We start from the raw sequence: 24,975 nt of genomic DNA, 5'->3' as shown, positions 1-24,975 counted from the left end.
CTCGCTCGTCGTGCAGCGACCGCGTCGCCTTGCGTCGCTACGGAGCAAGACCATGATCCGTTCCTGCCCCCCTGCCCTCCTGTCCATCCCGATACTCCTCGCGTCCGTCGCCTCGGCGGTCGGCGAGGACCGCCCGCGGCTCGAGGATCGATTCGCCCGCCCGCCCGCGGACGCGCGGATCTTCAAGATCGTCCACGGCTGGCCCGACGAGCCGGCTCGACAGGATGAGCTGATGGGCCGGCTTCAGGCCCAGGGGTTCGGCGGCGTCGTGAGCAACGTGTCGTTCGACGGCTACCTGGAGAGTCCGTCGCACTGGGGATCCTTCGAAAGGGCCGTCCGCGAGGCCGGCCGGCGCGGCTTCGCTCAATGGCTCTACGACGAGCGCGGCTACCCGTCCGGCAACGCGGGGGGGATCGTGCTCCGCGACCACCCCGAATGGCAGGCGAGCGGGCTGCTCGTCGCGGGCGCCGATGCGACGGATCGACCCCTCGCCGTGTCGTTGCCCCCGGGCCGGCTCGTGCTCGCGGCGGCATTCCCGCTGCGTCATGGGGCGATCGACCTGGGCGGTAAGGTCGACCTGGCGGATCGGGCCCGCTCCGGCCGTCTCGAATGGCAGCCGCCGGCGACCGGCGGGCCCTGGCGTGTGCTCCTGATCACGGAGTCACGCCTTTACGAGGGGACGCACGCCGACTCCAACGTCTGGGAGAAGCGGCCCTACGTCGACCTCCTGGCGCCGGAGGTGACGCGATACTTCCTCGATGTCACGCACGCCCGGTATGCCGGTCGGCTGGGGAAGGACCTGGGTCGCCTGTTCATCGCGACCTTCACCGATGAGCCCTCGTTGATGAGCGTGTTCATGCGGCCCATGCCGTATGCCGTCCTGCCGTGGTCGCCGCGGCTCCCCGAGGTGTTCCGATCGCGTCGCGGCTATCCGCTGGAGTCGATCCTGCCCTCGCTCGCGTCGGATTCCGGGCCGTCCGCGGCGAAGGCCCGTCACGACTACTGGCTGACGGTCGCGGAGCTCGTCTCCGACGGGTACTTCGGCCAGATCCGCGACTGGTGCCGGTCGCATTCGCTCCTCTCGGGCGGCCATCTGCTGATGGAGGAGAGCCTGGCGGCGCATGTCCCGCTCTATGGCGACTTCCTCCGGTGTGCCCGGAAGCTGGACGCCCCGGGGATCGATTGCCTGACGAGCCTGCCTCCCGAGGTCCCCTGGTTCGTCGCCCGGCTGGCGGCGAGCGCGGCGGAGCTGGAAGGCAACACCCTGGTGATGAGCGAGACCTCGGACCACTCCCAGCGCTATCGACCCGCCGGGGACGCCCGCCCGGTGAGACCCGTCAGCGAGTCGGAGATCCGGGGCACGCTCAATCGACTCCTCGCGGGGGGCGTCAACTGCATCACCAGCTACTACAGCTTCGAGGGCCTTCCCGACGACGCCGTGCGGCGCCTCAATGATTGGCTCGGCCGCGTCGCCGCGGTGCTCCGCGGCACGCACCCGGCCGCCGACGTCGCCGTCGTCTATCCGATCGAGAGCACCTGGGTGCGGTTCACACCCTCTCGCGAGTGGACCCGCGACTGTGCCGCGGCGAATTCCGTCGACGCGCTCTTCCGGAACGCGATGGAGCTCCTTTTCCAGTCGCGCCGCGAGTTCCTCGTGGCGGACTCGCGGGCCCTGATCGAGGCCAAGGTCGTGGACGGGACCCTCCGGCACCGGGACCAGGCCTGGCGGGTCGTCGTCCTGCCGGGGGCCGACACGTTGCCGCTCGCGGCCTGGGAGAACCTGTCGCGATTCGCCCGCGAGGGGGGCGTCCTGATCGCCCTGGGCGGCCTGCCGGAGAACTCGGAGGCCGAATTCCCGTCGGCCCGCGTCCAGGCCATCGCCCGCGAGGTCTTCGGCGAGGCTGCGCCCGGGCCGACGGCCAACGCGAATGCCCGGGGTGGAGGGGGCATCCACCTGCCGGCGGGGACCGAGTTCCTGCTGCCCGTGGCCCTGCGGGGCGTCGTCGAGTCCGACCTGGTCGTGGCCGGCGATGCCGCCAACCTGCGGCTGACGCACCGGCGCGGCGACAGCCAGGATTGGTATTTCCTCATCAACGACTCTCCTCGGCCGTGGGCCGGCGAGCTGTCCCTGCCGGCCTCCGCCGGGGGCATCACGACCTGGGATCCGGCCGACGGCAAGATCCGGGCCGCGACTGATGGAAGCCGCATCCCGATCTCCCTCGAATCCTACGGTGCGACCCTGCTGCGAACCTCCGCGACCTTGCCCGGGGCGCGGAAGCCGATGACGTCCGGGACGTTGCCGAGCCTCACCCTGACGCCGCTCAACCCCGGCGAGCCGACCGTCGGGCACGGGGAATTCGTCCGGGCGGACCTGAGGCCGATGGGCGCCTCGGCGGCCGGCGGCCCCTCGCGGTATGCAGCTCGAGGCCGGTTGACGAAGGGGGGCGTGGACGTCCACCTCTTCGTCCAGTTCCGGTTCGACGGGCCGAGATCGTTGTCGCCGACGGATTGCCTGGTCCTGGACGTCACGGTCCCACCCGGCCAGGCGGCGGCCACGGAGCTGCTCGTCTTCCTGCACGAGGCGGACGGCGGCGATTTCCTGGCGAGTGCCGGCCGCTCGCTCGCCACCCCGGGGCGGATCCGGAGCATCATCCCCGTGAGCCGGTTCCAGCGATTCGAGGGGGCGAAGGACGGCGACGGGATCCTCGACCTGTCCCGGATCGGGGCCGTGAGCGTCGGCTGGGGCGGCTACAAGGGGGCCGAGGGCGAGGCCATCGAGTTCGAGGTTGAGCCTCCGCTTCGTGGCGAGGTCCGATGATGACGGTCATCGCCGGAGTCTTTTTCGGATAGGTGTCCGTGGAATCGCCGCGCGCCGGTATCGGGGATGCATATCAGGAATCCGTCGGGATTCGGGGGCCGAGGATAGGGTCCCGGGACGAGACGGGAGTGCTCCGAGTGGCGATGGACGGAATTCGAGCTCAACTCGATGCCGGTGGGAAGGAGCCGGATCCTCGGGCCTCGCGGGGGCGGCGGGTCCTCGTCGTGGACGATAACCGCGACATCGCCCTCAGCACGTCGTGGTTGCTGGAACTCGAAGGGCATCAGGTCCAGACGTCGTTCGACGGGCTGGATGCACTGAAGGTTGCGAGTCGCTTCCTTCCCGAGGCGGCCCTGATCGACGTCGGCCTGCCGGGCCTCAACGGCCACGAGGTGGCGGCGCGGCTCCGCGAGCAATTCGGCGAGGACCTGCTGCTGGTCCTCATCACCGCCTACAACTCGAATGACCGGCGTGACGATAGCAAGCCGGCATTCGACCACTATTTCGTCAAGCCCCTGGATTTTGCGGTCATCACGGAGTTGCTCCATTGGTAGGTGAGCCCGTGAGCCGGCTTCGGTAGGCCACGTCGACCGCGGGGTGGACGGGCCGATGGGGACAAAGAAAGGGACCGGGTCAGGTGACCCGGTCCCTTTCGCATGACGTATCCTGACTTTCCGACGTCGCCGGAACTCAATACATGTCGTCGTAGCCGCCGTGGCCGCCGGCGGGCTTCTTCTCGTCGTCCTTGGGGAGGTCGGCGATCAGGGCGTCGGAGGTCAGCAGCAGGGTGCTGACCGAGGCGGCGTGCTGGAGGGCGGAGCGGGTGACCTTGGTGGGGTCGATGATGCCGGCCTTGACCAGGTCGGTGTACTCGTCCTTGAGGGCGTCGTAGCCGAAGTTGCCCTTGCCCTCGGTGACCTTGGAGACGACCACGCCGCCGTCCTGGCCGGCGTTCTCGGAGATCTGATGGAGCGGGGCGGAGCAGGCCCGGACGATGATCTGGTAGCCGATCCCCTCGTCGTGCGAGAGGCCGCTCGCCTTGACCGTGGACGAGGCCCGCAGGAGGGCGACGCCGCCGCCGGGGAGGATGCCCTCCTCGAGCGCCGCGCGAGTCGCGTGGAGGGCGTCCTCGACGCGAGCCTTCTTCTCCTTCATCTCGCTCTCGGTCGCGGCGCCGACGTTGATCTTGGCCACGCCGCCGGCGAGCTTGGCGAGCCGCTCCTCGAGCTTCTCGCGGTCGTAGTCGCTCTTGGTCTCCTTGATCTCGCGGCGGATCGCCTCGATCCGGCCCTTGATCGCGTCGTGGGAGCCGCTCCCCTCGATGATCGTCGTGTTGTCCTTGTCGATGATCACCTTCTTGGCCTGGCCGAGGTCGCGGAGGCCGACGTTCTCGAGCTCGATGCCGAGGGCCTCGAAGATCGGCTTGCCGCCGGTCAGGACGGCGATGTCCTCGAGCATGGCCTTGCGGCGGTCGCCGTAGCCGGGGGCCTTGACCGCGGCGCAGCGGAAGGTGCCGCGGAGCTTGTTGATGACCAGGGTGGCCAGGGCCTCACCCTCGATGTCCTCGGCGATGATCAGCAGCGGCTTGCCGGTCTGGGCGACCTTCTCGAGCACCGGGACCAGGTCCTTGACCACGGAGATCTTCTTCTCGTGGATCAGGACGTAGGCGTCCTCGAGGACCGCCTCCATCGTCCCGGGGCTGGTGACGAAATACGGGCTCAGGTAGCCGCGATCGAACTGCATGCCCTCTACCCACTCGACCTCGGTCTTGAGGGTCTTCCCCTCCTCGACCGTGATCACGCCGTCCTTGCCGACCTTCTCCGTGGCCTCGGCGATCATCTTGCCGATCTCGGAGTCGAAGTTGGAGGCGACGGTGGCGACCTGCTCGGTCTCGGTCTTGTTCGTGACCTTGGTGCTCAGCTTGTGGAGCTGCTCGACGATGTCGGCCACGGCCTTGTCCATCCCGCGCTTCATGAGCATCGGGTTGACGCCGGCGACGACGGCCTTGAGGCCCTCGTTGTAGATCGCCTCGGCCATCACGGTCGCGGTGGTCGTGCCGTCGCCGGCCACGTCGGAGGTCTTGCTGGCGACCTCCTTGACCATCTTCGCGCCCATGTCCTCATACTTGTCGTCGAGCTCGATCTCCTTGGCGACCGTGACCCCGTCCTTGGTGACGGTCGGCGAGCCGAACGACTTCTGGATGATGACGTTGCGGCCGCGGGGGCCGAGCGTCACCTTGACCGCGCGGGCCAGCTTCGCGATCCCGCGCTGCATGGCCTGACGCGCTTCCTGATCGAACGCGATCATCTTCGCTGCCATCTTCGATGCTCTCCCGAACCGATCCGGTTCTCGTGGGGACTCGTCTTGGGATTCGATCTCGTGTTTCGACAACGATCGGCGTGCGGCCTCGGTCACCGCTCATCGAACCGATCCGATCTGGGGGGCACGCTCAGCCGACGACCGCGAGGATGTCTTCCTCGCGCATCAGCAGGACCTTCTTCTCGCCGCCCAGCTTGAATTCCTCGCCGGCGTAGGAGGTGAACAGCACGGTGTCGCCGACCTTCACCTGCAGCTCGCGGCGCTTGCCATCCTTGGTGATCCGGCCCTCGCCCACCGCCACGACCTTACCCTGCTGGGGCCTGTCCTTCGCGGTCTCGGGCAGCACGATACCGCCGGCCGTCGTCGCCTTCGCCTCTTCACGCTCGACCACGACGCGATCGCCGAGTGGCTTCAGATTCATCGACCCTGTCTCCTGAGGTACATCCGAAACACCCACTTGCGCCCCACGGAGCACGATGCCGCCGGCTCCGGGCGCAACCATGTCGCCCGCACCTTATGCAAGCCGTGTGCCCAGGGGTTTGATATCCACAAGTCGTTTATGTGGAATGACTTGAGTCGGTTTAACGGGCCTCGGTGGGGTGGCCGCGCCTGCCGACAGGCGGACTTGGCGAGGACACGCTGCCATTTCGGCAGATCCTCGAGATGAGCGGTCAGCGAGCCGACGGAGCAGGCCCGCGGAACCCGAGCCCGCCGACGAGCGCCGGGATGTCGCAGAGGGGCTTGGGCGAATCGGGCCCGGCTTCGCGGAGCAGCGAACCGATGGTCGTCTGCTTGAAGGTCTCTTCGAGCATGGCCACGGCATCGTCGAGCTTCTGGTGCAGCGGGCAAAGCCGTTTCGAGTGGGATTCCAGGCGGAGCGGGCAGGTCAGGATCCGTGTCAGGGGGTCCACGGAATTCACCACGTCATAGATCGTGAGCTCGTCGAGCGGCCTCGTCAGGACATAACCCCCATGGAGGCCCCGGCGGGCCTCCACCAGTCCGGCCCGGCCCAGCGACTGGAGCACCTTGGAGAGATACCCCCCCGGGACCTTCGACTCCCGGGCGATATCCTGCGTCGTCATCGGATTCCCCCCGTTGTTCCCCAGGAGGACCACGGCCCGGAGGGCGTATTCGGCGGTCTGAGAGATCATGCGCGATGTCGCCTTTGATTCCGGATATGGAGATCCAGAAACGTGATTATGAACCCGTGCCGGCCCCGAACGCCAGGGGACTTCCTCAGACGAATGCGGATGCCACCCTACGATGGGCGGGCCCCCGCCGAATCCCGCAGCAGGGCCTCGGCATTGGCCCGGCTCAGCATCGCGGCCTCGCGCTCCCCGAACCGGCCCGTCAGCCACTCGAGCACTCGCTCCGCGGTCTCGAGGGGCGCGATGACCTCCTCGATCCCGAGGAAATCGGTGGCGATGGCGATCCCCTCGAATCCCGGCTTGCCCCGGAACGGGATCGCGGCGATCGCCTCGATCCGGGCCGCCAGGTCGTCCGCCGTCGCCGCGAACGACGTGCTGACACCCACGCCGACCAGCCCCCCCAGGGCGCGAAACCGCTCCAGGTCGAGGGACGGCTCGCCGTGCGAATGGACGAGGAGGAGCCGGCGCCGGACCTCGTCCGACTGATACCAGTCCAGCACTCCCGCCGCGGCCTCGGCCTTCATCCCGGCCACGTCGATGACGGGCCTTGGCCCTTCCTGTCCCCCGGCGAGTCCTCCCAGGGCCTCGATCGTCCGGAGCAGGAGCGAGGGCGACCATTCCTCCGCGACGAGCTGGAACACGCGGACGCCGCGTTCGAACAGCGGTTCGAGGCGTGTCAGGTCCGACTCCTCGCGGACCATGAGGTCCAGGTCGGCGAGCCCGAGCAATCCCCAGCAGAGGAAGTCGTCCGGCTGAGAATCCCAGCGGGCCACGTCGTCCGGCCCGATCAGGAGCCGGCCGGAGAACTCGGCCTCATGGCGGGCGAGCATCGCATCGAGGGCCTGCCAGCGATCGGGCTGTTTCGCCCAGTCAGGCCGGCTGCGCCGGCACGGCAGGATCGCGGCACGGACGGTGGTCAGGTAACCGTCCAGCCGCGCCAGCCGGCCCGGGATCTCGGGATATAACGCGGGGTCGTACTGGACGCTCTCGGTCGCGTACTGGAGGGACCAATCGCATCGGAGGTCGACGAGTCGCATGGGGCGGCGTTACCTTGCTGCGGGGGCGAGCGGGATCTTCTCGAGGAAGCGGCGGACGAGCGGTTTCAGGTCGGCCCATTCGAGGCGGTCGAACGAGTCGTCTCCGCTCGACCAGCCGGCCCAGACCAGGGGCGAGCCCTCGGCGAGTGTGTCCGAGAGTGGCGAGTGGCCGTCGAGCCCCGCCACCGGCAGCCGGACGCGGCCGGGCTGGAAGAGGCCGACACGGTTGGGGAGCCCACGGCGAGCATCCCGGGCCGACTCGCGCTCGAGCCGGGCGACAAGGCCGCTCGCCGGCCGCTCGGCCGAGGCCAGCAACGCCGAGACGACCTCTGCGCCCCAGCCGACCACGACCGTCGAGCCTCGTGCGGACACCTCGATCGGGCGGCCACGGACCTGTCCGAGCCTGGTCGTCGCGGCCGGATTCGGGGCGGGCTCCTTCCGATCCCGGCCGCCCCAGAGCACGGCCAGCCTCGGGAGCGTCTGCAGGACGAGAGCCCTGGCGGATGGCTCCCCATCCATGTGGAGGGCCAGCCCGAGCCTCGGGGCCATCGACGGATCGGCGAGCACGACGAGCGTCAGGCCCTTCAGGTGCGGCCAGAGGTCCGCCTCGAGCCTCGCGCCCGCGGTCGCGGCCAGGAGCGTGAGCCGTGTCCGCAGCGGTGCCATCCCCGCGCGGGCCGGCGGGGCGCGATCCACTCGGTCGGCCAGGCGGAAGATCGAATCCCAGTAGGCGGGACCGTCGCCGGCCGCCAGGCACAAGACCGCGGGCGCGTCGGCGGGGGCGAAGGCCAGCCAGGCCGGATCGATCGGACGTCCTCCCCGGACCCGGCCGAACGGGCTGTGCTCGTCGAGCCGGCCTGCGACCTCCAGGCCGATCGCGTCGCCGCGGACGGCCAGCGACCCGTCGAGCGCCCGGCATCCCAGGCCGTTCGCGAGCGCAATCGCCCGCCGCGTCGCGTCGGATGACTGCTGCGGTTCCGGCAGCCGCGAAGGCTCGATCCGGAAGAGCAGGCCGGAAGCGACGTCCCTTCCAGCCCCGGGGAAAGGCAGGGATTCCCCGGACCCGCGATCGCGGAGTTCCCTCTCGAGGTCCGCTCGCGAGCCGGCGATGTCCAGGCCGTCGGCGGACCGCGACGCGACCGCCCCGGTCGCGCCCAGTCGTTCCGTCGCGACCCTGGAGGCGCCGAGCGGGGCTTCGTCCCCGCCCCCGGACAGCCGCATCGCCGTGAGCAGCGAGGCGATCGAGCCGTCATCGTGGGGGAGGTGCATCCGCCATCGGAGCGATCCCTTCGACGCGTCCAGCCCGGCCGCCACGGTCGTCCCGTCCAGGGTCTTCCATTCCGGGGCCATCGCCGGGTTGAAGACGGCGATCACGGCCTCGAGCGGCTTGCCCAGCCGCCCCGGCTCGATGCTGGCCCGCTTCCACCGCGAGAGCGCGGCGGCCGGGGAAGACGCCCTCGCGCCGTCGAAGAGATCGAGGATCGCCGCCGCCTGTCCCTCGGGACGGACCAGCTTGATGACGATCGCGTCCCCGGGCTCGTCCCCCGCTCGTGCCCCGGCGCTCATCCCGGCCATCGCGACCGGGAGCAGCACTCGAAGGATCCATCCTGCCCGGTTCATCCGCCCCGCTCCTCTCCATTCGGTCCGCTCGCCTCGATCGACGAGGCCCGACCCTGCGATCGTAACCTGCTCCGGAGCTTGGCGGAACCTCGACGCATCGGCTACAGTGGCGCGCGGCCCATGACGCTTGTAGGAATGAACCTCGGCCTCCTGGAGCACGTCGACCATGCCTCGCCTGCCCGCGCCGGGACCGGTCTTCGTCTACGAATCGATCGCGGCCTCGAGGCGCTGGCAGGTCTACGCGCTCCGAGGGCTGCTGGTGGCGGGATTGCTGGGCTCGCTGACGTTCGCCTGGTATGCGGCTGGCGTCGAGGAGAGCCTCCCGAGAGAGGGGGCGCTGCGGAGGCTCGCCCAGGTCGCGGAGTATTTCTACCACGGGGCCGCGGGAGTCCAGCTCACGCTGGCGCTGCTCGTCGCGCCCGCGGCGGCCGCGGGATCGATCTGCGCGGACCGGGCCGGCGGCTGGCTGACCCACGCCTTCGTCACGGACCTGTCCGACTCGGAGATCGTCCTGGGCAAGCTGGCGTCGCGGTTCCTGTCGGCCGCGGGGCTGGTCCTCGCGGGCTTGCCGGTCTTCCTGCTCGCGATGCTGCTGGGCGGGATCATCCCGGAAGCCCTCGGGATCCTGGCGGTGGCCACGATGCTGGTCTTGCTGGTGGGCGGCTCGCTCTCCATGGCGCTCTCGGCCCGGGCCTCGACGAGCCACGAGGTCCTGATGGCCATCTTTGGCGTGTGGGCCGCGTGGCTGCTGGCCGCACCGTTGTGGAGGACCCTGGCCGGGCTCTTCCATTTGACCGGCCCTCCCCTCTGGTTCATCAAGCTGAATCCCTATGTCCTGGTCTACGCGCCGTATCAGAACCCCGGATATGTAAGTTGGGCGGACGTCGGCAGGTTCACGGCGGCCTGCCTGGTCGTCTCCATCGCGTGCGTGATCTTCACGATCGCGCGGCTGCGGAAAGAGCCGGCGCCGCTCCGTGGCCGATCGGCCCGGCTCGAGGCGATCGGGGCATGGGTACGGTGCAATCTGGCCTCGTGGTGGCCCTCCCCCTCGCTCGACGGCAACCCGGTGCTCTGGCGGGAGTGGCGGAGGAACCGGCCGACTCGAATCGCCCGGGCCGTCGGCCTCCTCTTCGCGATCGCGATGACGGTCAGCATGGGGATCGGCCTGTACGAGATGATCTGGATGGGGACCGTCGGCGGCCAGGCGAGGTACGTCACGTCGACCAATCTCGTCACCGCGATGCTCGGCCTCCTGCTCCTCAGCGCCGTCGCGCCGACCTCGCTGGCGGAGGAGCGCGTCCGGGGGAGCCTGGATATCCTCCTCAGCACCACGCTCACGACGCGCGAGGTCGTTGTCGGGAAATGGATCGCGGTGTTCCGTCGGTCGGTCCCGCTCCTCGTCTTCCCGTCCCTCACCGGCCTGTTCGTGGCCGCGACGGCCCTGGAGCCGACCATGACGTACGGCCTCGGCGAGCCTGTCCCGATCCAGACCTACGAGCGGATCCTCGCCGGGTTCCTCCCCTCGGCCTTCCTGCTGGCCCACGCCGCGGCGGTGACCAGCCTGGGCCTGGCGTTCGCGACCTGGTTCCGGAGCACCGGCCGCGCGGTGGCCGCGAGCGTGGCGTGTTTCGTCCTCTTCTCGATCGGATGGACCATCTTCGTGGAGATTGGCTATCTGCAATTTCTCACCCGGATGGTCGGGTACGCCCATGTTTGGTCCTCCGACGTTTGGCTTGCCACCGTGTTTCCTGCGGGGGCCGTCGGTCCGATCGGAGGCCAGCTCTTTCCCCTCACCGTCCTCGATCGCACGTGGATCCCCGACCGTTACATCCTCTGGGGGTTGTTCCTTCTGGCGTTGCTGATCGTCTGCCTCTTCGCCGCGGCGGTCCTCGGGGCGGTGCTGATGACCTTCGATCAGTGCCTCGGCCGGTCGAGCGATCGGACGAACGTGGGTCGCCTGCATCGCACGGCCGTCCCTGTCGGCTCCCCGGTCATTGGACTTGAGGGAAATCCGGCATCCTGATATCTATCCGCGAACTCGGCGAGGCACGCCCTGCGCGAGCACATCGCGGGCGTGCCGGATTCGCGGACTACGCGCCAGGATGGCGCGAGACGTCCCTCTCCGGATCGATCGATCCGATGGGCATGAACGGCAAGGAGGCCCCTGGCATGAATCGCCGCAAGGCCATGATGCTGACGACGTTGCTGGGGTTCCTCGCGCCGGCCAGGCTGTTCGGCCAGGAGGAGGCCGGCCGCAAGTCCGCACCGAAGAAGGCGTCGAGGCCGGCGGCCGACGACCGGGAACGGGAGCGTGAGGATCCGGAAAGCCCGGACGAGCCGCCCAGCGGCCTGCTCCGCGAGTCGGGCTACCAGATGCGGACCTACGACATCTCCTCGTATACGAAGCTGGCCCCGGGGCAGCAGAATCCGCAGAAGGCGATCGTCGAGTGGATCTTCCGGCGGACCGGGACGGCGGACTGGCACGGCGACAAGATCGCCGTCCTCTCGGCCAGCCGGGGCCAGGTCCGCGCCTACAACAGCCCGGAGATCCTCAAGCAGGTGGACGACGTGGTCGAGCGCTTCACCGGGGCGACCGACGACATCCTCAGCGTCCACGTCCGCTACTTCGTCGCGGCCGACACGCGGTGGCGGCACCAGGTCTTCTCCCAGCTCACCGCCGTGGGCAACGGGCCGCAGGGCCAGCAGATCTGGACGATGCGGATGGCCGACGCGGCCATGATGGTCTCCCAGTTGCAGAGCCAGAAGACGCTTCGAGCCCTGCCCGAGGAGCGCTTCGAGATGCTCAACGGGCAGACCCTCACCCACAAGCAGGCCCAGCCCCGGACCTTCGCCGGCGGCATGCAGCGAGAGAGTGCCTCGGGCCAGGGCTATGCCCCGAAGGCGGACAAGATCGAGGAGAGCATCGTCCTGAAATTCAGCCCGCTCCTGACCTTCGAGGACGATGCCGTCGACGCGTCGATCGACCTCACGATCAACACCGTCCGGATGTTCCACCGCACCAAGGTGATCGCCCCACGCGAACAGGGCCCGCCCGAGATGACCGTGGACGTCCCCGAGGTGAGCATGACCCGGCTGGACCAGGTCGTCAAGAACTGGCAACTCGGCCAGGTCCTCCTGATCACCGGCGGGATCCACCCCGGGATCCTCGAGAGCAAGAGCGGCTGGCTCGGCACGCCGATCGGGGCGCCCTCGACCAGCGAGGTCCTCGTCTTCATCGACATCGAGACCGGCGGCAAGTCGAAATCCAAGAATGCCAAGAAGGCGGAGATCGAGCAGGCGAGCGCCGAAGAGGAGGAGGCTCCCGCCCCCCGGCGGTCCAAGCCTCGCCCCGCGGCGGCGGCCGACGCCGAGGAAGATCCCCCGGCCCGCCCCCGGAAGACGAGCCGGCGAGCCACCCGCGGGCCGGACCTCGATTCCGACGGCACCTCCGGCGAGAACCGCTGACCCGACCCGACTCGTCCCCGCCTGCACCCGCACCCGCGTCGCCGCGGCGTCAGCTCGAATCGACGTCGCGGCGAAGCCGGACCGGCCCACGCCATGCCCATTGTCCGCTCCATGCCCGCCCGTTCGCCCCGTACCTCCCCGAAGTTGTTTCCTAATGATTTGAAAGATGGCGGTGGCGTGTTGATAATTAGCAACAATCCTCGGCGGACGACATGATCCCCGGGCGATTCGCGATCGGCGTTTGGGTTTTTTGTGGACATCTCTGGATGGCGATCGCTAGGCTTCGTCTCGGGAAAATCCACACAACGGTGGGTCTTGATATTGCTCATGCCGCCCTTTCGACCCCTCATCTCGTGCGGAGGGGCAGGCAAGGGACGGGAGTGAGTTCGGCCGCACTCGCGTCCGCGTGAGGGGAATCCTCGCGCGGCCCGGGGGCCTGCGCCGTGACTGTCCGGGTCGCCTGAAGAGTCGGCGCAACCGTGCGTGGAACTTGCCCGGATCGAGGCCGCGATGGGTCGCTCCGGCGTCCCGGGGCATCGCGCGCCTCGAGGGAACGACTCTCATCGTGGAGAGGGGCGGTGTCATGAAGCGTTTCAGCATGCTGGTCGTCTCGGCTTCGATGTTCGTCGGGTCGTGCGGGCTGGTGCGGGCGGATCTCCTGCCGGCCGCCCCGCCCCCGGGGTTCACGCTCCAGGACATCAACAATCAGGTTGATCCTTCCATCAAGCTCAAGATCAACGCCTACACCTCGAAGGTCGTGGACTTCGAGAAGGACGTGATCTGTCCCGATGACGGGGCCAAGATCGGCACGATCAAGTTCCAGTACACGACGTACACGGGGGACTTCTCCGGCGGCAACAAGAATGACTTCGGCGGCGCACTCATCAACGGCGGCTTCATCGCCGGGCCGGACGCGTGCCCGATAGGGCCGGATACGACTTATCGGTGGCTGCAGGACATCGTCGTGACGGGGGATGAGACCACGCGGAAGATTGACGGGGATCCCTTCTATACCGATTTCACCATGAAGGGATACACGGCGACCCTCTTCGACGCGCCGGGACGCGGCACGCTCGGGACGGATTACAAGGACCTAAGGTGGCTCGCGGAGTCTGCCCTCGTCTGCGTGACCGGGAAGACGGTCAAGACGATCGGCTCCTTCCTCTGGGGCTTCACGATCACGACCAATAATGCGGGCGTGACTTCCGTCAATCCCATCGAGCCCGGCTTCTGGTCACCGGGCTCGACCCAGAGCCTCAAGGACCAGTTCCTCAAGGAATACAAGGACAAGGGCTACACGATCGCCGACGGCTGCTGTTGCGTCCCCGAGCCGGCATCGATCATCCTCTCCGGGATCGCCATGGTCCTGGTGGTGAGCGTCCGGGGGCGCCTGGTTGGGAGGCATCATGCGTCCTGAACGCGAAGACCGTCGAGCCGCCGGAGCCGCCGCGCGGCGGCTCCGGGGGGCGGTGGTCCTGGCCGGGCTTTCCGCCGTGACCCTGGCCGCCAGGTCGGCCGCCGGGTGGGGGCAACCCGTGAAGCCAGGCGAGCCCTGGATCGTGCTCCGCGAAGGGGGCGGGCTGGCCCCCCGCCCGCATCCCTGGGTCATCCGGGTCCATGACGATGGTCGGGTGGAGACCCGAGCGGAGCTCCGCCGCGTGGACCCGAAGGTGATCCAGGATCTTCGCGATCTCCTGAAGAAGAGTGCCTTCCGGGATCTCGAGTCGGATGACCTTCGCCGCCGCCTCGAGGAAGCCGGCGAGACCCGGAAGGTCCTGGAGGGGGGGCACGGGGAGGTCACCCTGGAAGTCCGCGACGGGAAGGCCGTCCATTCCGTCTCCCTTTCCCATCCGGAGGTCTACGCGACCTCCCGGGTGGAGCCCGTCCGCCGATTCCTGTCGGTCCTCGATGCCGTCCGGAAGCTCGAGCGGGCGAAGTAGGCGGACCAGGTCCGGATCGCGGTCGACCGCACCCGGAACGGCGGCCGGCACCGCGAAAGCCTGGCCCGGACACGCACTTTCAGGAGCCCGTCGCCGTGGGGGAGACGTGGCATCTCCCGGACCGATCCGCGCATGAAGGCGCAGACCTCCTCGCCCGGTGATCCCCGGCGGATCTCGCCTGGCTCCGCCGGAGCGGGTATAACGGTTGGTTCGGCCGGTGTTTGAGATCCATGGCGAGGCCCCCACGACGATGCAACGCTCTCCCGAGGATGTCCTCCATGCGTCCAGATCGAGGCGCACGTTCCTGCCCACCATCGGCGGAGCCGGATTCGCGCTGGCGATCCTGTTCACGATGAACCTGCTGAACTACATCGATCGCTACTCCTTCTTCGCCGTGGCCACCCCGATCAAGGAGGAGATCGGGATCGACGACAAGTGGTACGGGATCCTCGGCGGCTCGTTCATGATCGTCTACACGATCATCTCGCCGATCATGGGCTGGCTGGGCGACCGCTACAATCGCCGGGTCCTGCTGGCGGCCGGTGTGGGGATCTGGAGCATCGCGACCGTCGGGACCGCCTTCTCCACCGACCTGCACCACATGTTCTTCTGGCGGGCCCTGCTCGGCGTCGGCGAGGCCAGCTACGGCGTCATCGCCCCGGCGCTCATCGCCGACCTGTTCCCGGTCTCGAAGCGCGGCCGGGCGATGGGGATTTACTATCTGGCCCTCCCGATCGGCACGGCGCTCGGGTTCGTGATCGCCGGCCAGGTGGCGACCCACTGGGGCTGGCGGCACGTCTTCTACGTGGTCGGCCTGCCGGGGCTCGTGGCCGCGTTCGCCGGCCTGACGATCCTCGATCCGGGCCGCGGCGCGTCCGAGGGGAAGACGTTCTCCGCCAGCAAGGCCGATCGCCCCCGGATCAAGGACTATCTGGCGCTCTTCCGGACGAGGACCTTCGTCTACAACACGCTCGGCATGGCGGCCGCCACCTTCGCCACGGGCGCCTATGCGGCCTGGGGCGCGACGTTCTACCAGCGAGTCCGGGGGATGTCGCTGGAGAAGGCGACCCTCTGGATCGGCATCCTGCTGGCGCTGGCCGGCCTGATCGGCATCGCCCTGAGCACATTCCTCACCGATCTCCTCCGGAAGCGGACGCGGCGTGCCTACATGCTCCTGCCGGCGCTGACGATCCTGGCGTCGGTCCCGCTGGGGGTCCTCGGCGTCCTGGAGCCCCAGCGGGTGCCCGCGCTCGGCTTCCTGTTCTTCGCCTCGATCCTGATGGCGATGGTCCTGGGGCCGGCGAACACGGTCACCGCCAACGTCGTCCCGGCCAATCACCGGGCGGCCGGCTACGCGATGTTCATCTTCCTGATCCACGTCCTGGGCGACATCGGATCGCCCATCCTCCTGGGCTGGATCTCGGACGCCTTCGGCTCGCAGGCCGTGATGGCCTCGCCGCTGGGGACCCTGCTGACCGCGATCGGCGCGACCCCCACCCCGGACGAGAAGGGAGTCATGACCAACCTCACGGTCGCCATGCTCTCCGTCGGCCCGGTCCTGGTCCTGGGGGGCATCCTCTTCCTGATCGGCTCCCGCCACCTCCCCGAGGACATGGACCGGATCGCCGCCGAGGGAGGCCCCGCGCCCGAGGCCGGCGGCTTCGGGCACTGAGAGGGGGTTCGCTTCGGGGCGAGTTCGATCCTGCGGCCCGGCCCCTCGGACGGAGCCAACGGCCGGTCCGGGACGGTATTCGCCCGCTGGCAACCGTGCCAGTCCCGGGGTCGACTGAACCTCGACCGATTCGACCGATTCGACCGATTACCTGGCCAGATCGGCGGCGAACTGACCCTCGTTCAACGACCAGACGCGGATCGGTCCCGCTTCAGCGGCCGTCGCCAGTCCGTTGGCGCCCAGGTAGCAGATCGCCTGGATCGGCGTCCCGTGCGGCGAGGGATGGACGGTATCCCGGAAGACCCACGCCTCTCGGGGCGGGGAGGCGCGCGAGCCCCTGTCTTTCGCGGTCAATGCCGTCAGATCGCCCTCGGCCCTGGACTTGAAGCCGTGCATCAGCTTGCCGTCATCGGAGACCGAGGCGAACAACCGGCCGTCGTTCGAGAACCCGACATCGCTCACCCTGTGGTCGTGCACTTTTCGGAAGGTGACGAGTTTGCGGGATGTCGTGGCCCATCCCGTGATCAGTCCGGATGACCAGCCCGCCACCAGCGTCAGCTCGTCCGGCGAGAAGCACAGAGAGGTCAGTCGCTCGCGGGCGACGTCACCCCTTCGATCGCAGATTCCGAACTCGTCGTAGTTGGCCCCCCGAGCCCGGAACAGCACCACGTTCGCTCCGTCGAATCCGACGCCGAGGTCCCCCCGCTGCCGCGAAAATGCGAGGCCGGTCACGGGCCGAGGCCTTCCGATCGGCGGCACCCGGATCGCGTCCCAAGTCGATCCTCGCACCTTCCAGATCCGTATCCCGCCGCCCTGGTCGCCGGCCGCAAGTCGGATGATGCCGTTCGACTCGTCGTGGAAGACGGCCAGGCAAGAGATCGGCTCGCCCGTCGGGGGCGGGGATGTGACCGTGTTCCCCCCGTCGAGCTCACGCAACTCGATCCTCCCCGACGTCAGCGCGCGAGCGGCGTAGAGTCCGTCCGCGGCGAGGGCGACGGCGAGCACCCTGTCCCCGCCCGGCGGCGGCCATTCGCGGACGGGAGTCCCTCTTGAAGCCCGCTCTTCCAGGCTCCAGACGCGTACGAGCCCGTCGCTTCCGATCGCCACGAGCTCGCTGCCATCGTGTCGGGGCACCAGCCGCGAGACCGGCCTGTCGGGCCAGGGAAGGTGTTCGGTCTCCGCAAATCGGACCGCCGTCGAGGTCAGCGAGATCCTCTCTCGGGCGGCGGGGTCGTCCGGCCGCAGCGCCGCTGCGGATTCGGCGAATCGGCCCGCCTCCCGGTAGTCACGGCGTTCCAGGGCCTGGTCCGATCTCTGCATCGACCGGCGGAACCTCGCTTCGACCTCCACCTGGTCCGTGCGGTAGGTGGGAAGGCCCCGCTCTCGGGCCTCGTCCAGGAGCCGGACCGCGAGCTCGAACTCGCCCCCGGCCAGCGCCCGGCGGATCCGTCGAGCGGCCTCCTCGGCGAGGTGGTCGCGCGCGATGACGCGGAGCCGGTGTGCCTCCGCGACCTGTGGCCCTCCCATCACCTCAACCACCCGCGTCATCGCGCGATCGGCCTCGTCGTCGTGCTTCTCCACCACGTGCTTGCGGGCCTCGGCGAGGAGGGCGGTTACGGCCTGATCCCTGTCCGCGGCCGTCTGGGTCGCCCGGCTTTTCGCTTCGTCGTCCCACGCATAGATCGATTGCGCCGCCTCGAACTGTCGGATCGCCTCGATGAATTTGCCACCCCGGCGGAGGGTCTCGCCTCGGCTCATCGCCGCCTGATACTCCGGGAGCCTGCGTCGATCCGCGTCGATGCCCGCCCGATACGCCTCGAGCCGCTTCACCTGATCGGGCAACCCGGCGGCGAGCGGCCCGGCCTTCGCGAGCAGTCCGGCCGCTTCCTCGAACTTCTTCCGGGCCCGACTCCTGACGAATGCTTCGAGGAGTCCATCGGCTTCCGCCTCTCTCTGTTTCTGGGCGTCCGACCGGGCGGCCTCGGCCAGCTTCCATTCCGCGGCGTCCTCCGCTTCCCTGTAAATTTCCCGAGCCTCCGCAAAGCGCTCCTCCGCCTCGATCGATCGGCCGGCGTGGAGGGCCTCCCGGCCACGATCCATGATCGATTGGAAGCGGCTGCCTTTCGCTCTGGCCTCGCGAATCGAATCGTACGCCCCGCTCAGGGCCGCGCCGACCTCATCGCCGAAGAGCACGCACAGGATACCGATCACGATCAGGGAGACCGGGACGGCTCCGGGAATGCGGCCGGCCAACGCGTGGATCCGATCCCGCGGAAACGGCCCGTGCTCCCTCGCGGACTGGCCGGTCTCGACGTTGGTTTCGGCTTGCTCTCGGGACATCGCTTCGAGGCCGGTTCGCCCGTCGCCCGGCGGCGTCGTGGACCCGGCGAACGCTCTCCCGAAGGCCCCACGGTCCGCCCGCAGCCAGAGCAGGAGCCCGCCGATCAGGAGAAGGACGACGGCGAGCCTGACTCCGATGCTCGACCTTCCGCCGCCCCGCCAGCCGAAGTGGTCGCTGACCGCCCCATCGTTCAGGTCGGGGTCGTCGGTCGCCTGAGGCCGAAACGACCGTTCGGATCCGAGATCCCCCCGTCGGACGTTCATGGCCTCGATCGACTTCCGGTTCCTCTCGGCCGACTCGCGGTTGGCTTGCTCCAGCCGCTGGGATGTCGCCCGCTGAGCCTCGTAGTTCTTCTGCCCCTGATTCGTGATCTCCTGCATGCGTGCGGCGTTCTGGCGCGACTGCGCTTCCTGCCGCTGCTGCTGATCACGCTGTTGCTGTAGCACCGAGGCTGCATATCCGGTGTTCGTCGAATTCCAGGGCTGGTTGTTCGGCCCGGGGCCCATGCGATTGAACTGGGAATATGAGGGTTGGGCCATCGCGTTCACGGTGAGACAGACCGCGAGGCCGAAGGACCACTTCATTTCTCACCTCGCCTCGGATCAGAGGCCACTCTGGAGAACCCAGATCGCCGGATCACTGGGAATTCCCGGAGGTGCGGAAGCTCGGCACCCCGCTCCAGGATCAGGGCGTGATTCGCGCCTGCAACCCGTAGCGAATTTCTCGACGCCTGGAAAAAAAAACGAAAAACAAATCGATGGATGAATGGTTGCGTGTGGCGGCGTCGGGCTCCCAGGGTGCGGGGTGCAGGCCTGGGTCCGGTGTGGTTCTCTCCTCGACGCCTTGACGTCCTTCCGGGCTGCTGCTTGACCGGGCCGCGGCGCGGCGCGAAGATCGGGGTGATCCTACCCTCCCGGAGTCCCACCATGATTCCCGCCTTCGCATCCCGCCGTTGCGCGTTCGCCCTCCCGCTGCTGCTGGCCGCCTCGCTCCCCGCGACGGCCTCCGCCCAGGACCTGGTCAAGGCCAAGGATGGTTCGGGCGTCTTCGGCTACACGAACACGCCCGTCCTGCCCTGGTGCGGCTACCACGTCCATGATCCGGACCGGCCCGCGCCGCCGCGGATCGATCCCGGCCCGGCGCCCGCCCCGGCGCCGGTGCCCTCGGATGCGGTCGTCCTGTTCGACGCCGCCTCGCCGCACCTGGACGCCTTCAAGCCCGCCGACTGGAAGGTCGTCGACCACGGCGAGCTCCAGGCCGGCGACAAACTGCTGGAGTCGACCCGCTCGTTCGGATCGTGCCAGATCCACGTCGAATGGAAAGGCCCGCCGTTCAACGACGGCTCCTGGGCCAACCAGGGAAACAACGGCGTCCTCCTGATGGGCCTGTATGAGATCCAGATCTACGACAATTACAACGTGAAGATCTATCCCGACGGCATGACCGGCGCCATCTACGGCCAGACCCCGCCGCTGGCCAACGCCCAGCGCGCCCCGGAGCAGTGGCAGTCGATGGACATCCTCCTCAAGGCCCCGGTCTACGAGGGAACGAAGCAGGTCCAGCCCCCGCGGGTGACGATCCTGCACAACGGCGTCCTCGTCCAGCTCGACGAGCCGATCCGAGGCACGACCAACCACGCCGTCCTCCCCGGCACCCCGCCGCCGGGCGTCGTCGCCGGGCCGCTGGTCCTCTTCGGCCACCACAGCCCGGTGAAATTCCGGAGCGTCTGGGTCCGGCCGCTGCTGGCACCGAAGCCGAAGCGGGGGTGAGACTCAAGCCCCAGCGATGGCGAGGGCCGGCACCATGCTGGAACGACTTGATGACGTGCCGTGGGAGACCCTGGAAGTCGCCCATGGCACGCCGGAGGATGTTCCCGACTTGCTGCGAGCCCTTCTCTCAGTTGGGGGCATGTCGAGAAGATCCATCACGGCGACGTGATCCGGACGGACGATGGCGGCCCCTATTTGCGGGTGCTCCACGCGATCTACCGAGAATCGTTGAAGGGCTATCAACGGGACCGCCCCAAATCCTGAGGGGGGTTCAGGACACTCCCGGCCGCCACGCAGGGGCTCGGGTGGCCGTGGTGGCACACCACGGGACCGCCTCGTCCCCGGAGTAAACTCCGTCCGGCGTGACTGCCTGCCTCACCGGGGTGTCGCTGCGCGTCCACCACGGCCACCCTCTTCAGCTTAGTGCTAACTGTCAAACGCCCCACGCCCTGCCTTCCAGCAATCTGGGTCGGTCCCGCTATCAACTCCTTCAAATCCTGAACGACGGTCCGAAGTCCCGCGTCGGCGCGGGAGCCGCCTGGGTCATGGCTTGCCTGCCGACGACGGCCGCCGAGTCCGTGCGGTTGCTCGAAGGTCGCAATGAGGCGTCGGGGTGGGTCCGCGCTGCGTCGGCCTTCGCCCTGGGCGAACTCGGCGCGGTGGAGCCCTCGCGGCGGATCCTGGCCGAGGACATTTCCCTTTCCGCCCGCTGCATGGCGGCCTTCAGGAAAGCGGTGGCGATCAACCCGGCGAGCGCCGCCAGGGTCCAGTCGACCGGGAAACTGGCGGAGCTGCTCTCCGAACGAGACGACGAATCGGGCGAGAACCCGCCGGGAAACGGCGGTAGGGGCTGAGAGTCTGTCCCGAGGGGGCGCTGGCCAGGCGGAGTCGAGAGCAGGTCCAGTCGTCAGGAAGAGGAGCTTGCGATGGCATCGACACGCCTCGCCAGGTGATTTCGCCGCCTCATGAAGCCCAGGACGAGGATCGTGATCGAAGGACCGGCGATGACCGGCCCCAGGGATGCCAGGCGCGGCGAGGGGTTCGGCCGTTTGATCCGTGCGACCCGCTTCGGCATTCCGCGGGGCTGATCGTAGACGTGGCGGGTTCCGTCCGTGTAGTACAATTCCCCGACCTCGGCGTTGCTGCAGGTCTTGCTCAGGAGTCGAGGGGGCTCGGCGGGGAGGCACGCGAGAACAAGGGGAATGTTGATGGCGACAAGGGCAACGGCAACGATAAGGCGTCGGAGCTGTCCCCGGCTCAGTCGTCGCAAGGTCAGGAACAGGGCCAACGCGGAGATTCCCGCGGAGCCGATCAAGGGCAATCGCCACTCCAGGAACGAGAACGATGGCGGCCGGAGTTGCCGCAGTTGGGACAGCGTCTTTCCCGGTCGCCCCACGGAACCGATGATGCTGCCGTCCGGCTTGAAGTCGATGGTGGATTCGCCGATTGTTGACTCCTGGAAGATCACCTCCGGCAACGTTCTCTGCGCGTAGCCCTCCACTTCCATGGCACACCGTTCGACGAGCGTGCCGTCGACGGCGATGTTCAGCACTCTTGGATCGCCGTCGAAGAGATCGTGGTAGTCCACCTGAAGGTCGGTCAGGGCACGCATCCGGGCTTCCGCCTCTACGGTGAGGCCGGGGACATGGTCTCCCGTGATCCTCAGGATGAACCGGTGCGGTCGTTGAGCCGCCAGATCCGCGGGGGCGAGAGCCGGTCTGTCGGCCGCCCTCGGCTCATAGAGGTCGTATAGAGGTTGATAGGCCGCGCTGGCGACGTTGGAAGCGATCAGGGTGATCGCCAGCAACACCCACCTTCCGCCGCACCATATGCGAGCGAGCAGAGACCGTGAAGCAAGGCCGATCCCCGCTCCTGGCGATGACGCTTCGAGACCTTCGCCCCACTTCCAGGCGCAGAGCGTCAGGACCAGAAATGTGATGGAGACGCTTGAGATCAAGAGGGAGTAGACCTGCATGGCCGATGGGGTCAGGTTTTGTTTTTGGTTTTTTCTTGACGAGGAGTTCGGTCTTGGGTCTGCTGAGAGGATGCCCAGACGTCTCCGCATCCAGTATCCGGGAGCGACTTACCACGTCATGTCGCGTGGCAATGGGCGGCAGGACATCGTGGAGGACGACGACGATCGGCGCCGGTTAATGAGCGATCTCGAGCGGGCCTCGAGGCGGTCGGGTTGGGAAGTGCTCTCGTTCGTGACGATGAGCAACCACCTCCATCTGATGGTTCGTACGCCGCGGCCCAACCTGGCCGACGGGATGCAGCATTTCCTCTCGGCCTATGCATCCTGGTTCGGACGACGCCGACGTCGCCTGGGCCACCTCTTCCAGGGGCGTTACAAGGCCGAGATGATCGAGGACGAGTCGTATTTCTGGATCGTCAGTCGCTATGTCCATCTCAACCCGGTGAGGGCCGGGATGGTCGAGCGGCCCGAGGCCTGGCCCTGGTCGAGCTACCCGGGCTTCGTCGATGCATCGAGGCGGCTGCCGTGGGTCGACTACGATCAGGTACTGAAGGCGCGGGGAGGCGAATTCGGAGGGACTGACCCGGCGGGCGATTACCGGAGATTCGTGGAGGCGGGGCTGGTTGAATCTCCGCGTTCACCCTTCCTCGACGCCTTCGACGGCTGGGCGCTGGGATCACAACGCTTCATCGATCGGCTGAGGGGACTGGCTGGCACCAAGGCAGTGGATCCGATCCGACCGGAGGCGCGACGACTCACGGCACTCGATCCGAATCGCGTGTGCACCGCCGTGGCCGATTACTACGGCGTCGCCCCTGATGCACTCCAGAAGCGCCATGGCAACCCGATCGCGCGAGCCGCGGCGGCCTGGCTCTGTCGCCGCCATACCGAAGCCCCACTTCGCGAGCTGGCCGGCCTCCTTGGCCTGTCCCGCGCCGACTGCGTTCCGAACCTGACTCGCATGCTCGACCGCCGATTGAAGGACGACCTGGCCCTCGCCGACGAGCTTCGAGCGATATCCGATTCCCTCGAACCCGAACCGGTTGATCCAACAATCCTTGAGCCGAGTCCCCTCGCCGAGCCCATCTCTCCAAGACAACAGAAGGTAACGCGAAAAACCAAAAACAAAACCTGACCCCGAAGTCCCCCGCATCTCTCCAAGACAACAGAAGGTAACGCGAAAAACCAAAAACAAAACCTGACCCCGAAGTCCCCCTCCAAGACAACAGAAGGTAACGCGAAAAACCAAAAACAAAACCTGACCCCGAAGTCCCCTGACCCCGAAGTCCCCTGACCCCGAAGTCCCCGGTGCGGTTCCTGGATGACCCATCGATCGAGCCGACGAACAACCGCGACGAGCGGGCGTTGCGGCCGGCGGTGATCGCGCGGAAGGTGTCGCACTGCACCAAGACCGAGGCCGGCACGCGAGCCTTCGAGGCCTGGACGAGCGTCGTGAACACGCTGGTGCGGACCTTCACCGGCCCAGGCCTGCTCGACGCCATCGTCCGCCTCGTCCATCCCGCCACCCCGCAGACCGCCTGAAAGCCACCCAGGCGCTAATCAATTACCCTTCGGCCATGTCCAGACTTCCAGACCAGAATGACCCCTTCAGACTTCCCTTCAGACTTCCTTCGGTAACCTGCCCGAGGCATCTGGACCCCGAGGCCTCGATGGTTCAATTCGCCTGGCTGCTACCTCCGGTCGTCTGAGGCACCGCCATGAGGGAAACAAGCAGGTCGGCCACGACTTCCCGATCGCAAGCTTGGAGTCCAGTGCCAAGCCGCAAACACTGAGCCCCTCGAATCGTTACTGCATTACCTTCCAATAACACGGTGCTGTATTCCAAACTATTAACATGATATTCACTAGTGCGCCATAGGCTGTGTTCAGTTATTACAAGAGTTTGCCCAATTAATCGCAGGCTCAGCCTAGCCGTCCGGGCTCTGCAAATGAAGAGCATCACAACAGCGGCGAGCGCAAGGGAACGCACGTACGACAAGCTGCGAAGATCGAAGCCAACCTGTTTCCATGATAATATCATTGCCAAAAACAATTGCGATATTACCATGGTAACTATAATAATGACAAAGATTTGGGCTGGATTTGACAAGAACCTCGTCTTCCTGCGACTGGGAAGTGACACTTCATGCCCTGCCTTCAATAGACGGTTGACGTCACTCAGTACGGCTGCACGGCGTTTGAGCACGACGTCAGATAGTTTGGCTCGCTCCATTGGGCTACGTCCAAAGGGCCGAGGAATTGTGACAAGCTACGCCTATTGCAGAGGTCCAAGCAGCCTTAAACGTCGCTACATTACAGGCCAACGGACTTAGACGGATACAATTGCAAGTAGGTCGCCACAGAAAACGAGGTGGCTGCGTTGCCGTACTTCCGTGTCTGAAACGCCGACGCGCCAGTAAAATTGATCGCAAGACTGATTCCGATAGGGCCGCTCGGATCACCGATGGGGAAATCAATAGAAATCCCCGAGTTGTTGACCAACTGATTGATTGCCACGGCCAGCCGGGCATTGGCCCTCCCGATCTGCCTTACGAAGTCAAGAGAGCCCCCGACACTTGACCCCGTGTTCAGAGGCGCTACCGCGCCCCTGGCTGCTGCCAGAGCAACTTGCAGTAAGGCATTCTTGATTGGTCCTCGCAAACTAACCGGAAGCTGATACAAGCCTACCGAGATTCTCGCACGGACGCCCTCATATGCCGAGGAGTTGTGGATCCCGAACAATCCTCCGACAAATCCCACAGTGCTGTTCGAGCTACTACCTGCCACAAGAGCGGCCCCGGCATAAGCGTAGAGGGCGGCATTTCCACGGTCGGGGCTCACCACCACGTCCAGTCCGGCTGAGCCACTCAG

The 24,975-nt window shown here is 67.3% G+C and carries 19 protein-coding genes; 11 read left to right on the top strand and 8 right to left on the bottom strand.

The window, feature by feature from the left end; all coding sequences use genetic code 11:
* Positions 1-52: 52 nt before the first annotated feature.
* Both G6O54_RS03530 and G6O54_RS03525 read left to right on the top strand, forming a co-directional pair.
* Complete coding sequence (locus G6O54_RS03530) at positions 53-2,818, top strand: glycosyl hydrolase (RefSeq protein WP_165220191.1); 2,766 nt, start codon at positions 53-55, stop codon at positions 2,816-2,818.
* 143 nt (positions 2,819-2,961) lie between these two features.
* Positions 2,962-3,372 (top strand): response regulator, encoded by a 411-nt coding sequence (locus G6O54_RS03525; protein ID WP_165220189.1) that lies wholly within the window; start codon positions 2,962-2,964, stop codon positions 3,370-3,372.
* 136 nt (positions 3,373-3,508) lie between these two features.
* On the opposite strand, the gene groL is transcribed toward G6O54_RS03525, so the two are convergent.
* The 5 genes from groL to G6O54_RS03500 form a co-directional block, all read right to left on the bottom strand.
* The gene (groL, locus tag G6O54_RS03520; protein ID WP_165220187.1) at positions 3,509-5,137 is read right to left on the bottom strand and encodes a chaperonin GroEL; all 1,629 of its coding nucleotides are present in this window, start codon (positions 5,135-5,137) and stop codon (positions 3,509-3,511) included.
* Between the two features lie 130 nt (positions 5,138-5,267).
* Positions 5,268-5,558: a co-chaperone GroES gene (gene groES, locus G6O54_RS03515; RefSeq protein ID WP_165220185.1), complete on the bottom strand. Its 291-nt coding sequence runs from the start codon at positions 5,556-5,558 to the stop codon at positions 5,268-5,270.
* 250 nt (positions 5,559-5,808) lie between these two features.
* Positions 5,809-6,288 (bottom strand): Rrf2 family transcriptional regulator, encoded by a 480-nt coding sequence (locus tag G6O54_RS03510; RefSeq protein WP_165220183.1) that lies wholly within the window; start codon positions 6,286-6,288, stop codon positions 5,809-5,811.
* Between the two features lie 107 nt (positions 6,289-6,395).
* Positions 6,396-7,322 carry a Zn-dependent dipeptidase, microsomal dipeptidase gene (locus tag G6O54_RS03505; RefSeq protein WP_165220180.1) on the bottom strand — a complete coding sequence of 309 codons (927 nt, stop codon included), beginning with the start codon at positions 7,320-7,322 and terminating at the stop codon, positions 6,396-6,398.
* 9 nt (positions 7,323-7,331) lie between these two features.
* Positions 7,332-8,942 (bottom strand): hypothetical protein, encoded by a 1,611-nt coding sequence (locus G6O54_RS03500; protein ID WP_165220176.1) that lies wholly within the window; start codon positions 8,940-8,942, stop codon positions 7,332-7,334.
* Positions 8,943-9,108: 166 nt separating this feature from the next.
* On the opposite strand from G6O54_RS03500, the gene G6O54_RS03495 reads away from it, so the two are divergent.
* The 5 genes from G6O54_RS03495 (at position 9,109) to G6O54_RS03475 (ending at position 16,019) form a co-directional block, all read left to right on the top strand.
* The gene (locus G6O54_RS03495; RefSeq protein ID WP_165220175.1) at positions 9,109-10,965 is read left to right on the top strand and encodes an ABC transporter permease subunit; all 1,857 of its coding nucleotides are present in this window, start codon (positions 9,109-9,111) and stop codon (positions 10,963-10,965) included.
* A gap of 146 nt (positions 10,966-11,111) precedes the next feature.
* A complete protein-coding gene (locus G6O54_RS03490) occupies positions 11,112-12,407 on the top strand; it encodes a hypothetical protein (RefSeq protein ID WP_205678663.1) in 1,296 nt (431 codons plus the stop codon).
* A 583-nt stretch (positions 12,408-12,990) separates the two neighbouring features.
* Positions 12,991-13,824, top strand: a complete 834-nt coding sequence (locus tag G6O54_RS03485) for a hypothetical protein (protein ID WP_165220174.1) — start codon at positions 12,991-12,993, stop codon at positions 13,822-13,824.
* Complete coding sequence (locus G6O54_RS03480) at positions 13,814-14,347, top strand: hypothetical protein (protein WP_165220173.1); 534 nt, start codon at positions 13,814-13,816, stop codon at positions 14,345-14,347. Before G6O54_RS03485 ends, G6O54_RS03480 begins: the two co-directional genes overlap by 11 nt.
* Positions 14,348-14,597: 250 nt before the next feature.
* Complete coding sequence (locus tag G6O54_RS03475) at positions 14,598-16,019, top strand: spinster family MFS transporter (protein WP_165220172.1); 1,422 nt, start codon at positions 14,598-14,600, stop codon at positions 16,017-16,019.
* A gap of 147 nt (positions 16,020-16,166) precedes the next feature.
* Here the strand turns inward: G6O54_RS03475 and G6O54_RS03470 are convergent, their stop codons facing one another.
* The gene (locus G6O54_RS03470) at positions 16,167-18,944 is read right to left on the bottom strand and encodes a hypothetical protein (RefSeq protein ID WP_165220171.1); all 2,778 of its coding nucleotides are present in this window, start codon (positions 18,942-18,944) and stop codon (positions 16,167-16,169) included.
* Between the two features lie 342 nt (positions 18,945-19,286).
* On the opposite strand from G6O54_RS03470, the gene G6O54_RS03465 reads away from it, so the two are divergent.
* Together G6O54_RS03465 and G6O54_RS03460 are read left to right on the top strand one after the other, a co-directional pair.
* Positions 19,287-20,129, top strand: a complete 843-nt coding sequence (locus G6O54_RS03465; RefSeq protein ID WP_165220169.1) for a 3-keto-disaccharide hydrolase — start codon at positions 19,287-19,289, stop codon at positions 20,127-20,129.
* Between the two features lie 545 nt (positions 20,130-20,674).
* The gene (locus G6O54_RS03460; protein ID WP_165220167.1) at positions 20,675-20,983 is read left to right on the top strand and encodes a hypothetical protein; all 309 of its coding nucleotides are present in this window, start codon (positions 20,675-20,677) and stop codon (positions 20,981-20,983) included.
* Between the two features lie 53 nt (positions 20,984-21,036).
* On the opposite strand, the gene G6O54_RS03455 is transcribed toward G6O54_RS03460, so the two are convergent.
* Positions 21,037-21,936: a hypothetical protein gene (locus G6O54_RS03455; RefSeq protein ID WP_165220165.1), complete on the bottom strand. Its 900-nt coding sequence runs from the start codon at positions 21,934-21,936 to the stop codon at positions 21,037-21,039.
* Between the two features lie 166 nt (positions 21,937-22,102).
* On the opposite strand from G6O54_RS03455, the gene G6O54_RS03450 reads away from it, so the two are divergent.
* Positions 22,103-23,239, top strand: coding sequence for an REP-associated tyrosine transposase (locus G6O54_RS03450; RefSeq protein ID WP_165220163.1), 1,137 nt, complete (start codon positions 22,103-22,105; stop codon positions 23,237-23,239).
* 173 nt (positions 23,240-23,412) lie between these two features.
* Positions 23,413-23,646 (top strand): IS66 family transposase, encoded by a 234-nt coding sequence (locus tag G6O54_RS39035; RefSeq protein WP_165220161.1) that lies wholly within the window; start codon positions 23,413-23,415, stop codon positions 23,644-23,646.
* Positions 23,647-24,417: 771 nt separating this feature from the next.
* Here the strand turns inward: G6O54_RS39035 and G6O54_RS37260 are convergent.
* The coding region (locus G6O54_RS37260) for a hypothetical protein (protein WP_205678662.1) at positions 24,418-24,975 on the bottom strand (558 nt) is incomplete at its 5' end.

This window comes from Aquisphaera insulae (assembly GCF_011064615.1).
GTDB classification, from domain to species: Bacteria; Planctomycetota; Planctomycetia; order Isosphaerales; family Isosphaeraceae; genus Aquisphaera; species Aquisphaera insulae.
The sequence above is the reverse complement of the archived record's forward strand: the minus strand, read 5'-3'. Positions and strand labels throughout refer to the sequence as shown.